Below are 13399 nucleotides of genomic sequence, written 5' to 3' on the forward strand. Positions count from 1 at the left end.
CTTGGCCACGGGAGTGCTCACGTCCCTGGGTGGGTGCGTTGAGGGGGTAGGTTTCGATCCCGACACTGTGGATCAGCTTTCGGGTGCGGTCCTGATAGATGTCATTGCTGTCCTGGAGGAAGCCAAGAATGCCATGGCTGCCGCCCAAGCCCACGCGCAGACGCTGTTTGTTGCCCAGCAGCGCCTTGACCAGGCTCGTGCAGGAGTTCCCAAGGACAAACTGGGCCGCGGTATTGCCCATCAGCTGGCCCTGGCCCGCCATGAATCTCCCCACCGTGGCCGCCAGCTAGGTGAGTTCTCTGAAGTGTTGGTGCGCGAAATGCCGTACACCATGAGGGCCTTCGCCCAGGGGCGGATCAGCGAGTACAAGGCCGGAATCATTGCCAGGGAAACAGTTTTCCTTTCCCTAGCGGACAGAGCCCACGTGGATCAGTCCATCTGCGCGGACCCGGACACTGTCGGGCTCCTGGGTAATAGGGAACTGGGCGCCGCAGCAAAAAAGGCCGCCTACACCCTGGATCCTGAAGCCTTTGTCAAGCGCCATGAGAAGGCTGTGGGGGACAGGTACGTCTCGCTCCGGCCGGCCGCCGACGGCATGACCTACCTGAGCGCACTGATACCGCTGAAACAAGGGGTGCGTATTCTGGCCACCCTGACCAGGGTTTCCGACAGCCTCAAAGCATCCGGTGATGAACGGGGCAAGGGACAAATCATGGCTGATGCGCTCATGCACCGCCTGCTCCAGCATGCCCCGTGCGATGACGGTGCCGGTACGCTCGGTGACCACCGGGGCGTGCCGGTAGGAGACAAAGCAGTCACCCAGGCACGTTTACAGGCCGCAGATCCACGGGGCAGCACACCCAACCAGTCGTTGTGCACCACGGTCGATGAGGCCAACATATCCCTGGAACTGGTCATGACCGACAGATCACTTTTTGGCAGTGCCAACGAACCAGCCGTGCTCGTTGGCTACGACCCCATTCCTGCACCCCTTGCACGCAGCATGATTCTTGGTGATCGCGGATCCACGCCGGAAGTGTGGCTCAAGAGGCTATTCACGCATCCGGACACCAACCAGCTGCTGGCCATGGATTCCCACGCCAGATTCTTCCCGGAGGGCATGAAGGAGTTCCTTCGACTCCAAGACCAACACTGCCAAACACCGTATTGCGACGCACCCATACGCGAATACGACCACATCAAAGCCTACGCGGCCGGCGGCACCACATCCCTGAACAACGGCCAAGGCCTGTGCTCGGACTGCAACCAAGCCAAGGAAGCACCAGGCTGGACCTCCACCAAAGACACCAAGGCAACAGCCCCCGGCCAAGGCCCTCCAATCACCGAAATCACAACACCAACAGGCCACCGATACATCTCCACAGCACCCCCACTACCAGGCCCCCAACCACGCCACAACAAACACCAGCACTAACTCACCCCCGTCGGGTGGCTCGCAGGACCTCGTCGTGGATGGTGATGGATTCGCCGTCGTGTCCTGCCGCACTGCGTGGACGCGATTCGGCAACCACCACGTCCCACTGTGTGGGGTCCAGGGAGTCAGCGATCTCCCGGGCCGTGAAGAACATGTCCTTGCCTAGGGCCCTGTGGGCGCCGGCTTCAATGTCCGACGGTGCGTGCCCCACGATGATGAGCGTCCCACCGTGGGCAACAGCTTCGTCCAGCCGGGCGAACAACGTTTCCCGATCCGGGCGCGGCAGGTGCATGAATTGGGCCGAGACCAGATCGAAGGAGGCGGCCGGAGGGGCCCACGCCAGCAAGTCGTGTTGCTCCCAGGTGACGGCTCCGGCCAATTCCAGCTCGGCAGCGTGGGCAGCGGCCCGCTGCAGCGCCACAGTGGAGATGTCCACACCCGTCACGTGCCAGCCCTGATGGGCCAGCCACATGGAGTCGGCACCTTCACCGCAACCAACGTCAAGTGCTTTCCTGGGCTGCTGTGGCGAACCGGAATTGAGAGCGGCAGCTTCGGCCACAAGTTGCGGATTGGGGTTTCCGCTCCAGATCTTGCCGCTGTTTCCGTAGCGCTCGTTCCAGTAAGTTTCATCAAAGATTGTGGTCATGCGTTCAGGCTATACCCGATGCCAACCCACGATGAGAACAGCTGTGCCCGGCACGACGGTTCAGGGTGCCCACCAGTGAGCCGTTGAATTCGCTCCCGCGTAGATGAACCAGTCCGGGGCAGCTCGGCCATGACTTCGACCCGGCAACGCCGCCCAGGCCCACCTTAAACGTCGGAAGAAACCTCGTAAATGGACAGCCGCTAGGGCGTGAGTGCGGCACGTTCGTCATCGCGTGGTGCGAAGACGACGGGGTTGCTTTCGCCGTCGAACGTTTTGACGGGCCGCCGAGTGTCCCAGGACTGCCAGCCCGGGCTGCCCGAGACGGCGAAGTCCACCCACGCCTTGTGCATTTCGGTGGCGAGGCACTGCGGGGCCGTGTGCCCTGCCAGCCCCAGCGAATCGGCGGAGCCCAGGTCATCGAAGACAAATCCAAGGTCCACGGCATGTGCGGCTCGCAGATACTCCACGGGGCTCTGCCAGGCGAATTCGTAGACGAAGGTGGGTGCTGTGGCGTTCAGGCGAGCATCGGCGAGCTGGTTCACTGGCACGCGCAACAGCTTGTCAGTGGCCAGGGCGCCAAGGATTTCACCTGTGATTGAGTATGGGCGGTTGCGTTTGAATAGCTTGACGGCCGCGGCTGAGATACCAACTTTGCGCCGTGCAAGGGCCAGATGCAGGCCCTTGAGTTTCATGACCAGGCCGGTGGGAACTAGCCAGAGCCGGGCCTCGTCGGTGGTTGTTCCGATGAGCAAGGGGATTTCCGCACCGGCCCCGGAGCACAAGGCGTCGAACGGGTTTGTGGGCACCAGGACGGGGTCCAGGGCCACGGCGAACCCGGCACCGCCGGTGATGGGAGTCGAAGCCGCCGTGACGCGTGCTTGGGCGGCGAGAAGTTCGGCAGGGGTGTGCCGGGAAAAGTCCTCGACGGTGGCGGAAATCTTCAGGTCCTTGGCGATCTTACGGGTGATCTGCCCGGCCTTCACCTCGGCTTGCGCCGTCAGTGGCCCGCTTTGAATGATGGCCCGGCTCAACAGTGACGACGCCTGTGGATGCGCCAACAGGGCCGCCACCGTGTTGCCGCCAGCCGACTGGCCAAAAACTGTCACCCGCTCGGGGTCGCCACCAAAAGCGGCGATCTCGGCCTGCACCCAACGCAGTGCCGCAAGCTGATCCGCCAACCCCAAGTTCAGGGGTGCGCCCTCAAGAACGGAGAATCCCTCGGCACCGAGCCGGTAATTCGGGGCCACATACACCACACCGTCCCGGGCGAAAGAGCCGCCCCGATACCCGGCCAAGGCGTTGGAGCCATGGTGCAACGACCCGCCGTGAAGCCAGACCATGACCGGTAAAAGATCGGTTCCACGCCGGGCCGGGGCTGCGATGTTGAGGTTCAAGTAGTCATCGCCTGGGATGGTCACGGTGGGCAGAATCCTGGCCATGGCACCGGCGTACGGGTTTTGCGGCGCCGTGGGCCCCAACTCCGTGGCCTCGCGCACACCGGCCCACGGCGCCATTGGTGCGGGCGGGGCAAACCGCAGCGGGCCCGTTGGCGCACTTGCGTAGGGGATGCCCAAATAGTATTCGACGCCGTGACTGAGTGTTCCGCGCACCTCACCGCAGCAGGTGGAGACTGTGGGGGATTCGGCATCGAGATTTATCACAAGAAACTCCTCATTCTGCGGCAATCAGCACAAGGTGATTGTCCTGATTGTGATGATCACTGTACAGGGGCGTTGTGAGTGACCTGAACTTACTGGGGGAGGTTTTTCGTGTGCCTGATCAGGCGCTGATACCAGTAGTAGGAGTCCTTGGGGGTGCGTTGCTGGGTTTCGTAATCAACATGCACCAGTCCGAACCGCTGGGAGAAACCCGCTGCCCACTCAAAGTTATCCAGCAAGGACCAATGGAAGTAGCCCCTGACGTCTACCCCGGCATCCATGGCGGCTTTGAGTGCGTGGAGGTGCCCCAGGGTGTAGTCGATCCGGCGCTGGTCCGGCACCCGTCCTTTGCGATCCGGGCCGTCATTGATGGCAGCACCGTTCTCGGTGATGTAGATGGGCGGCAAGGCGTCTCCATAGCGTTCCTTGAAACTGAGCAGCAGTTCGGTGAACGCCCCGGGCACCACCGGCCAGTCAAAGTCGGTGCGGGGGTAGCCTGACAACTCCCGCAGTGAGAACGGCAGGGATGCGTCCAGTGCGTGCCCGTCAATCAGCGCCGCCTGCGCCGCCACGGGCGCACCAACAAGTGTGGGGTTGTAGGAGTTGATGCCGTACCAGTCAAGGGGTGTTGCAATGATGGCCAGGTCACCCGCCGGAATCGGCGGCAGGAAGGGCGTCAGCTCTTCGGGGTAGGCGCCTGTGAGGATCGGGTCGGCAAAGAACCAGTTGGCAATGTTGTCGTAGAGCCCGGCGGCCCGCAGATCCTGGTCCTGCTCACTGGCCGCCCACGTCGCGGCGTGGTTGTTGGCGATGCCAATATTCTGCGCACCGGCGGAACGTAGTGCCTGCACGCCCAGGCCGTGGGCCAGCAATAAGTTGTGCGCGGCGGGTAACGCGTCAAAGCCCAGCGAAAGCCCCGGTGCCTGGATGCCTGCCCCGTAACCGAGCATGGTCAGGACCACCGGTTCGTTGATGGTGATCCATCGGGTAATCCTGTCGGCGAAGTGCTGCCCCACCATCTGGGCGTAGTCGGCAAATCGGGCCGCGGTGTCTCGATTGAGCCAGCCGCCTGCAAGTTCAAGGTCAAGCGGGGTGTCCCAATGAAACAAGGTGGGGGTGGGGGCGATACCCGCCGCCAACAATCCGTCAATCAGCCTGTCATAGAAGGCAACGCCGGCCGGGTTCACTGCCCCGGAACCGCCAGGTTGGATCCGGGACCAGGAGAAACTAAAACGGTATGCGTCAACACCGAGCTCCTTCATGAGATCGGTGTCTTCTTGGTAGCGGTGGTAGTGGTCGCAGGCAACGTTTCCGGTGTCGCCGTTGACGATTCGGCCAGGTTCTGCCACGAACGCATCCCAGCTCGAGGGGCCCCGGCCGCCGTCGTTCACGGCGCCCTCAATTTGGTAGGCGGCGGTGGCGACACCCCACACAAAACCGGGCGGAAAGTTCGGAAACGTGAGCTTGTCCATGGAAACCTTTCATTGACGCCGTGGGCATGAGCCTCATGGATGAAAGGGTGGAAGTCAAGGTTTTTGTGCCGCCGAGGCTGCCCTACAGATTGAAACTGGTGCGGATGGCCAAATGGTCGCTGGCCCCGGCGGGCAACACGGAGTTGGCGGTGACAGTCATGCCACGGTGCAGAATGTGGTCCGGCCGGGTGAGCGGCAGTGGCGACGCCGGCCACGTGAATCCGGCCAAACCGCCGTCTTGTGCGGGCTCACTGAGCTGGCGGGTTAGGGCGGAAAAATACCTGTCGGTTGACGTTGCGTTAAAATCACCCACCGCGATGACGTTCTCGCTAGGGTCCTCGGCTATGGTCTGGGCGAGGGTGGCCAGCATGGTGTCCCTGTCGGAATGCTCCCATGGCCGTGCCGATGCCGCGTGCACCACGTAAATGCGGACAAGACCTGTGGGCGTGTCAAGATCAGCCGACAGTGCCCGGTTCCAGCCCAGGCCCAGGGCCTGCGGTGTGGCGTTAAGAATTGGGTAGTTGCTCCACAACCCAACCGTGCCAATGCTGTAGGAAAACTCGTAGTGGGGGTTGAGCGCGGCGTCCACGGAGCCCCGGGACGTGCCGTCGATCTCCTGCAGGGCAACGACCTGGGCGCCGGTGGCAGCAAGGCTCTTCGCCGAATCGCCTGCAGTCCCCGATTCGGCCCGCACATTTTGGCTGACCACCGTCAGCGACGTTTCTGACAGTGCCGGAGCGGACCAGGCCAGCGGCACCATCCCCGGGGCGAAGACCAACACCCAGACGACTGCCGGGACCAGGACCGCCACGGCTAGCTGTTTGCGGCGCCCGGCGAGAGCCAGGAGCCCCAACACTGGAACCAGGGCGCCAAACCAGATCAAGCCCGAGTCCACCAGGAGCCCCAGACCGGCAATGTCCGGAAGCCAGGAGTGGGCCAACAAGACAAACGTGACGGCCAGGGACCCGAACACCACAATAAAGCTGCGCACCGGGCGGGGCTTGGCCCTGCGTGCCGGGTTTGGTTGTTGGTGGAGTGTCGCCATCACAGCAACGGTGTCACGGATTGGTGAGCGAAAGCTGAGAGAGCTGGCGGCTCACGGTGGGCCGTGCACCTGGCGCCGGTAGCTGCTGGGAGTGAATCCGAGGAATCGTTGGAAGTCATTGGCCAAGTGTGCTTGGTCGGCATAGCCAAGATCCGCAGCGATCTGGGCCAGGTCGGCACCGGGATTGACTCGTGCCGTGTCAGCAGCCTCTTGGAGACGACGTCGTCGAATCAAAGCGGAGGGGCTAAGCCCAACGTACTTCTTGGCCAACCGTTGTAAGGTCCGGGGCGAGACGGCCAGCAGTTGTGCTGCGTCCTCGACCCGAACCACCTCCGGCGACGAAGCGAAAACATCCATCATGGAATTGGCCGACAAAGCCTCGGCGGAGACCGGGGGAATGACTTCGATGAGCCACGCCGTGAAAGCGTTCACTGCGTCGGCCCGGCGTTTGGTGGGGTCTGTGCCACCCATAGCCGCAACCACAGACGACTGCAAAGCCGGGAAGTCAAAAGCCACCTCGAGGTCACGAAGGCTCTCTGGGTTCGTGGTGAATGCGGGGATCGCGGCTGGCCGCAACAGTGCTCCCACAGCCCAGCCTTGGCCTGTGAGGTCGCGGTGCGAGGTGCGGGTGGTCGGGCCGGAGAAATCAACAGCGTGGGACTGCACCACAAGGTTCGATGCGGGGAACGCTATCAACTGCTGACGCGAGGAGCGGCCGGGATCGAGGTCCCATTCCGGGATCCAAAACCATTGCACCAGGTCCTTGACGGACTCTGGTGCGGGCAGACGATGAAATGTTGGCAGCCGGGTGGGGTACAGGATGCCTTTGAAATGACTTGCCATCCGATGAGTCTACTTTTGCGGGCTGTCGCGAATCTACAAGCTTTAGCATCTTGGCCTGAGTAGTGTCACCTTTATGACTGAAAACAAGAGCCCAGACCTGACCGCTGCAGCCGATGGCGCATTTACCAACAATGGGATGCCACACGGTTTCACGTCCCTGACACCCTTCCTTTCCATCCCGGGAGCCAAGGACGCGCTCGCATTCTATGAAGAAGTATTTGGCGCCCGTCCATCGGGTGTCACCGAGTTCGACGGCGTGGTGGTGCACGCCGAGCTCGACTTTGGCCAAGGCCGCCTGCAGATCGGGGAACCGAACCCTAGCTACCATCTGGTGCCAGCCCCCGACGGCGACGACGACTGCTATTCGATGGGTTTCTACTGCCCTGACGTTGACTCCCTTGTGCAACGCGCGGAGCAGGCCGGGGCAGTGATCCGGGAGCCTGTGACCAGCTTTGTCTCCGGTGACCGCTACGCGAGCATCCGGGACCCCTTCGGTGTCCGTTGGTCCATCATGACGCGGGTGCAGGACCTCTCCGAGGCTGAAAGCGCACAGCGGGTTGCAGAGTGGGCTGCCACGAACATGTAACCCGGGGGTGCCGCGGACTACGCCGTTAAGAGTACTCAGGTACTAGTCGGGGAACTTGGGCTTCAAATATCGAGTACTAACCACTCGGGTCGCCCTCCGTGGCAACAGCCTAGTTTTGAGGTAGCACACACTGGTGTGTCGGCATTCGCAAGGATGCCCGAGCCCGATTGACTGGACGGTGGAGACGGTGGAAGCTGGGGTGCACAATGCCTCACTCGTCTGACGATGGATCTTGATTCACTGAATGTCCCGGCCAGAATGCACAGACCAAGGCGGTCGAAGACCGTCGGTCCGTTGATATGGAAACAGAGTTCAGAACGAATAAGGAGTCATGGACATGAAGAAATTGTTGGCAGCCGGCGCCGTTGCCGGTCTTCTCTTGGTGGGCGGTGCCGCATCTGCAACTGCCTCTCCGCCGCCGGATCACCAGGTCACCTACTGCCATGCAACGGGAAGCGCAAGCAACCCGTTCGTGGTCATCACCACGGACGAGCTCGCTGTCGTCAGGGGACACCAGAACCACCAGGATTTCGAGGATGTCATCCCTGCCTTTGACTGGGCGCTGCCCAATTCCAGTGGTCACTTTGATGGCCTGAACTGGTGGCCCGGAGCCGGGAACTTCATCGCGAACGGCTGCGTTAGCAGCGGGCCATACAGCTAAACGGGCCCTGACTGCACTGCCACGCTCTCGGGCATGTGCAATGGCAGTTTGGCCGCAATGGCAAAAAAGAATCACCCCGGTCCGAAGACCGGGGTGATTCTCTTGTGTTCCCACATGTTGTGGGAACGATGTCTGGCGACATCACTTTTGTGCCCTCGATAGGATTCGAACCTACGACCTTCCGCTCCGGAGGCGGACGCTCTATCCCCTGAGCTACGAAGGCGCGGCAACCGTGGCTGCCAAAGGGAACGAGAAAGAGCTTAGCAGGTGCAGGGCGCCCAATGTAAAACCGGGGACACTGCGGCACTGAGCACGTGGCAAACATCATCCATTGGCCCGCAGGGAAACACCGTCAGGACCTTCAATCTGGGAGTAACGTTGGGGCAATGGTGAACACATGGTAGGCAAATTGCGGCCCTCCGCATGGATCGTCGCGGCGGCCATAATCCTGACGGCTTTGACGCTGAGATCCGCTGTGACGGTGGTGCCGCCGCTCATTACCAGCATCAACAACGACCTCCCGCTCAGCGCCACCTCGATCGGCATCCTGGGTATGCTTCCCACAGCGGCGTTCGGGCTTTTCGGCTTTCTGACCCCCTATGTGATCCGCTGGGCCTCCCTGGAAAAGCTCATCATCCTGTCCATTCTGGTGGGGATCGTGGGTCAGATTGCCCGGGTCTTGGCACCCAACACTCCACTCTTTTTGGTCTTTTCGGTGATTGCCTTTGGCGGCCTGGGCGCCGGCAATGTGCTCCTGCCGCCACTGGTCAAGAAGTACTTCCCCGCGAAGGTGGGCCTCATGACGGCCCTCTACGTGACAGCACTTTCGCTCGGCACGGCCATTCCGGCACAACTCGCGGTCCCCATCGCCGACGCAAGCAACTGGCAGTTGTCGCTCGCCGCCTGGGCCGGGATCAGCACCATCGCCCTCATCCCGTGGCTTGTGGCCATCATCGCCCCGCGCACGACGGCGAATCCAGCCCCGCCCGCCGCCGGCCTGTCTGACCTGGTGATCCAGTCAGCCTCAAGCGGAGCCGGCCCAGCGGGTGGATCACCGGCCAGGGCGCCGAAAATGAACCTGTGGCGCTCACCCACCGCCTGGGGACTGACCCTCATGTTTGGCTGCACCTCGCTGAACACTTACGCGATGTTCGCCTGGTTGCCAGCCATCCTGACAGAGGCTGGACTGGACAGGGGAGCGGCCGGTTCCATGCTGGCACTCTTTGCGGCCCTTGGCTTGCCGCTGAGTCTTGCCATTCCTCTCATCGCAGCCAAGATGCGCAATCCATTCCCGGCTGTTTTGGTGATGCTTGGCTGCTTCATCGCCGGGTATCTGGGGCTGCTGCTCTCGCCGGCGTCGGGCACCTGGATTTGGGTGTCGCTGGCCGGTTTGGGCCCCGGCACGTTCCCGTTGTCGCTGCTGCTGATCAATCACCGCACCCGCACGCAGCTCGGCGCCGGGGCGCTCTCAGGATTTAGTCAGGGGATGGGCTACACGTTCGCGTGCACCGGTCCGCTGTTCTTTGGCCTGCTCCACCAGTGGACCGGCTCGTGGACAGTGCCGTTCATCTTCTTGTTCGCCACCTTGTTGCTGCTCGGTGCTGGAGCGTACGTCATCTGCCGGCCCAGGATGCTCGAGGACGACTTCGCCCCGGCGGCGTAGCTAGTCCGCAGCAGATTTGCCCCGTTTTCGAGGCGCGGGGGCCGCTGTGGTCATCGGATGCTGGCCCACCACGGGCGAATGTCCGGAGCGGCCCCCCGAGCGGCCCTGGGCGTCCGGAGCGGCCCCCGGCACACTTACTGCTCGGCGGAATGATGTGCTCGGCCAGCCATCATGTGGCCCAGAATGCCGCGGATTGGGGCGGGTGCGGGCGGAACCGTACACTTAGGTACGTGACTCCTGAAGAACTTTCTGCCGCCATTACCACCTGCCTCAAAGAAGCCGTCGACGCCGGTGAACTCACGGTTCCCGCCGAGGCTCTACCCACGGAAGTCAAGGTGGAGCGGCCCAAAAGCCGCGAGCACGGCGACTGGGCCACCAACATTGCCCTTCAGCTGGCCAAGCCAGCGGGAATGCCGCCGCGCAAAATCGCCGAACTGCTCAGCACGCGCCTGGCCCAAATCCCCGGCGTTTTACGGGTTGACATTGCCGGTCCCGGCTTCTTGAACATCGTCCTTGACGCGGCCGCCGCCGGTGAACTGGCCAAGGCAATCGTTGACGCCGGTGAGTCCTTCGGCACCACCACGGCCATGGCCGGCACCAAGATCAACCTTGAATTTGTCTCCGCGAACCCCACCGGACCCATTCACCTGGGCGGCACCCGCTGGGCAGCCGTGGGCGATTCCCTGGCCCGCATTTTCCAGTCACAGGGCGCAGACGTCACCCGTGAGTACTACTTCAACGACCACGGCAACCAGATTGACAAGTTTGCCCGCTCCCTGCTGGCCAGCGCCCAGGGCGAGCCCGCGCCGGAGGACGGCTACGGTGGGGACTACATTGAGGACATCGCCAAGGCTGTCGTGGCGAACAACCCCGGCATTCTGGACGCCCAGGACCCGCAGGAAGAATTCCGCGCACAGGGTGTGGAGCTCATGTTTGCCGCCATCCGCGCCTCGCTGCACGAATTTGGTGTGGACTTTGATGTGTACTTCCACGAAAACTCCCTGTTCGAGGACGGCGCCGTGGAGAAGCTGCTCGATCAGCTCAAGGGCTCCGGCAACATGTACCTCAAGGACGGTGCCTGGTGGCTGAACTCCACCGACTACGGCGACGACAAGGACCGTGTAGTCATCAAGAGCGACGGCAACGCAGCCTACATCGCCGGGGACATCGCCTACTTCAAGAACAAGCGCGACCGCGGCTTTGACCTGTGCATTTACATGCTTGGTGCCGACCACCACGGCTACGTGGCCCGGCTGAAGGCGGCGGCGGCAGCCATGGGCGAGGACGCCAACCGTGTTGAGGTCCTCATCGGCCAGATGGTGAACCTGGTCCAGGACGGCAAGCCCGTGCGCATGTCCAAGCGGGCCGGCACCGTGGTCACCATGGAAGACCTCGTTGAAGTTGTTGGCACTGACGCTGCACGTTACTCGCTGGCCAGATTCTCCAGTGACTCCAACATTGACATCGACCTGGACGTGTTGACGAAAAAGTCCAACGAGAACCCCGTGTTCTACGTGCAGTACGCCCATGCCCGGACCCGCGCGGTGGGCCGCAACGCCGAAGCCGCAGGCGTGGAACGCGCCGCCTTCGACGCCGCAGCCCTGACGCACGCCACGGAGTCCGAGCTGCTGGCAGTTCTGGGCCAGTACCCGGGCGTGCTCAGCCAGGCTGCCTCCTTCCGTGAACCGCACCGTGTGGCCCGCCACCTAGAAGTCATCGCCGGCGCCTACCACCGCTGGTATGACGCCTGCCGCGTGACCCCCATGGGCGAGGAGGCCATTACTGACACGAACCGCACCCGCCTGTGGCTCAACGACGCCGTGGGTCAGGTGCTGGCCAACGGACTGTCCCTGTTGGGTGTCTCAGCTCCGGAACGGATGTAGGCAATGACTGACACCACGCAGCAGATTCCCGGCGCCGAGCTGGCCCCCGCGTGGCTGCCCGCAGCCGGTGACGTCAATGCGCTGCTGCCTGCCTTGTGGGCGCACGACGTCGAACGCGGACAAGGCGGGGAAGTCACCGTCGGCGGCATCCCGGTGAGCGAATTGAAGGCACGGTTCGGCACACCGCTGTTCGTCATGAGCGAGGACGACTTCCGGGCCCGGGCCAGGACGTTCAAGGACGCCTTTGACGAGGCGTTTGCGGACCTTTGTGGCGGCGTGGACGTGTACTACGCGGGCAAAGCCTTCCTGAGCACCGATGTGGCCCGCTGGGTTGACTCCGAGGGTCTGCGCCTGGACACCTGCTCCGGCGGCGAGCTGGCGGTGGCCCAGCGCGCCGGTTTGAAGGGTGAAAACATTGGTTTGCATGGCAATAACAAGTCAAGCGCCGAGATCAACCGTGCCCTGGACATGGGGCTGGGCCGCATTGTTGTGGACAGCCTGCATGAGCTCGCACGGGTTGCCGAGCTAGCAGCGGCACGGAACACCCAAGCCAACGTCTTGTTGCGCCTGACGCCGGGCGTGCACGCCCACACGCACGAATCCATTGCCACAGCCCACGAGGACCAAAAGTTCGGCCTGAGTTTTATTGCCGAGGACCCGGACGCACCCGGGATGAGTGCCGCCGAGGCCGCCGCGAAGCTTGCTGTGGAGGCGGAGAGCATCAACTTTCTGGGCTTCCACGCCCACATCGGTTCGCAGATCTTTGAGGCCGAGGGCTTTGAAATTGCTGCCCGCAAGCTGTTGGCGTTCACCCATGAAATCCAGACCAAGTACAGCATCACGCTGCCTGAATTGGATCTGGGTGGCGGGTACGGCATCGCCTACACGGCAGTTGACACCCCCCGTCCGGCCGCCGAGGTTGCCCAGGCCATGGCCGCCGTCGTCCGCGAAACATGTGCACAGCTGGGCATGAGCTGCCCGCGCCTGTCCATTGAGCCGGGCCGCGCCATTGTAGGCAGCACCACCTTCACCCTGTATGAGACCGGCACGCTGAAAACCGTGCAGGTTGAGGTGGACGGCCAAGAAGATGTGACGGCGCCGCGCCGCTATGTTTCGGTCGATGGTGGCATGAGTGACAACGCCCGTCCGGTGCTTTATGACGCTGATTATTCGGCAGTTGTGGCCAATCGGGCCTCCGCAGCGACTCCCGCTTTGTCCCGAGTAGTGGGCAAACATTGCGAGAGTGGTGACATTGTTGTTAGAGATGTATATCTGCCCAATGACGTGGCGGCCGGTGATCTGCTTGCAGTTCCCGGAACGGGTGCGTACTGCTGGGCATTGGCCAGCAACTATAACTATGTGCCCCGTCCGCCCGTCGTCGCCGTCAAAAACGGCACCGCACGCTTGATGGTGCGGGGCGAAACCGAAGCTGATTTGCTGGCACGCGATTTAGGGGCCTAGAGAGACTTTGACTGAGCGCAACACTGTGGACACTGACGTGTCCGCC

The 13399-nt window shown here is 62.6% G+C and carries 11 protein-coding genes and 1 tRNA gene; 6 read left to right on the forward strand and 6 right to left on the reverse strand.

The window, feature by feature from the left end; genetic code table 11:
• A partial coding sequence (locus ACX80E_RS09480; protein ID WP_459301667.1) for an HNH endonuclease occupies nucleotides 1-1435 on the forward strand: 1435 nt, incomplete at its 5' end.
• A gap of 1 nt (nucleotide 1436) precedes the next feature.
• On the opposite strand, the gene ACX80E_RS09485 is transcribed toward ACX80E_RS09480, so the two are convergent.
• The 5 genes from ACX80E_RS09485 to ACX80E_RS09505 all read right to left on the reverse strand — a co-directional run bounded on the left by ACX80E_RS09485 (nucleotide 1437) and on the right by ACX80E_RS09505 (nucleotide 7099).
• A complete protein-coding gene (locus ACX80E_RS09485) occupies nucleotides 1437-2081 on the reverse strand; it encodes a class I SAM-dependent methyltransferase (RefSeq protein WP_459301668.1) in 645 nt (214 codons plus the stop codon).
• 200 nt (nucleotides 2082-2281) lie between these two features.
• A complete protein-coding gene (locus ACX80E_RS09490; RefSeq protein WP_459301669.1) occupies nucleotides 2282-3742 on the reverse strand; it encodes a carboxylesterase/lipase family protein in 1461 nt (486 codons plus the stop codon).
• Nucleotides 3743-3831: 89 nt separating this feature from the next.
• The gene (locus ACX80E_RS09495; RefSeq protein WP_459301670.1) at nucleotides 3832-5211 is read right to left on the reverse strand and encodes a GH1 family beta-glucosidase; all 1380 of its coding nucleotides are present in this window, start codon (nucleotides 5209-5211) and stop codon (nucleotides 3832-3834) included.
• 82 nt (nucleotides 5212-5293) lie between these two features.
• The gene (locus ACX80E_RS09500; protein WP_459301671.1) at nucleotides 5294-6256 is read right to left on the reverse strand and encodes an endonuclease/exonuclease/phosphatase family protein; all 963 of its coding nucleotides are present in this window, start codon (nucleotides 6254-6256) and stop codon (nucleotides 5294-5296) included.
• Nucleotides 6257-6307: 51 nt separating this feature from the next.
• On the reverse strand, nucleotides 6308-7099 hold the full coding sequence (locus tag ACX80E_RS09505; protein ID WP_459301672.1) for a helix-turn-helix domain-containing protein: 792 nt from the start codon (nucleotides 7097-7099) through the stop codon (nucleotides 6308-6310).
• A gap of 73 nt (nucleotides 7100-7172) precedes the next feature.
• Between ACX80E_RS09505 and ACX80E_RS09510 the strand changes: the two genes are divergently transcribed.
• Complete coding sequence (locus tag ACX80E_RS09510; protein ID WP_459301673.1) at nucleotides 7173-7685, forward strand: VOC family protein; 513 nt, start codon at nucleotides 7173-7175, stop codon at nucleotides 7683-7685.
• A 331-nt stretch (nucleotides 7686-8016) separates the two neighbouring features.
• Nucleotides 8017-8346, forward strand: a complete 330-nt coding sequence (locus tag ACX80E_RS09515) for a hypothetical protein (protein WP_459301674.1) — start codon at nucleotides 8017-8019, stop codon at nucleotides 8344-8346.
• Nucleotides 8347-8496: 150 nt separating this feature from the next.
• On the opposite strand, the gene ACX80E_RS09520 is transcribed toward ACX80E_RS09515, so the two are convergent.
• Nucleotides 8497-8569 (reverse strand) — tRNA-Arg (locus ACX80E_RS09520).
• A 174-nt stretch (nucleotides 8570-8743) separates the two neighbouring features.
• Between ACX80E_RS09520 and ACX80E_RS09525 the strand changes: the two genes are divergently transcribed.
• The 3 genes from ACX80E_RS09525 to lysA all read left to right on the forward strand — a co-directional run bounded on the left by ACX80E_RS09525 (nucleotide 8744) and on the right by lysA (nucleotide 13353).
• A complete protein-coding gene (locus ACX80E_RS09525) occupies nucleotides 8744-10009 on the forward strand; it encodes an MFS transporter (protein WP_459301675.1) in 1266 nt (421 codons plus the stop codon).
• 230 nt (nucleotides 10010-10239) lie between these two features.
• On the forward strand, nucleotides 10240-11892 hold the full coding sequence (gene argS / locus ACX80E_RS09530) for an arginine--tRNA ligase (protein ID WP_459301676.1): 1653 nt from the start codon (nucleotides 10240-10242) through the stop codon (nucleotides 11890-11892).
• 3 nt (nucleotides 11893-11895) lie between these two features.
• Entirely contained in the window at nucleotides 11896-13353 is a 1458-nt protein-coding gene (lysA, locus tag ACX80E_RS09535; RefSeq protein WP_459301677.1) for a diaminopimelate decarboxylase, read from the forward strand.
• Nucleotides 13354-13399: the final 46 nt, after the last annotated feature.

Source organism: Arthrobacter sp. TMN-49, from assembly GCF_054511095.1.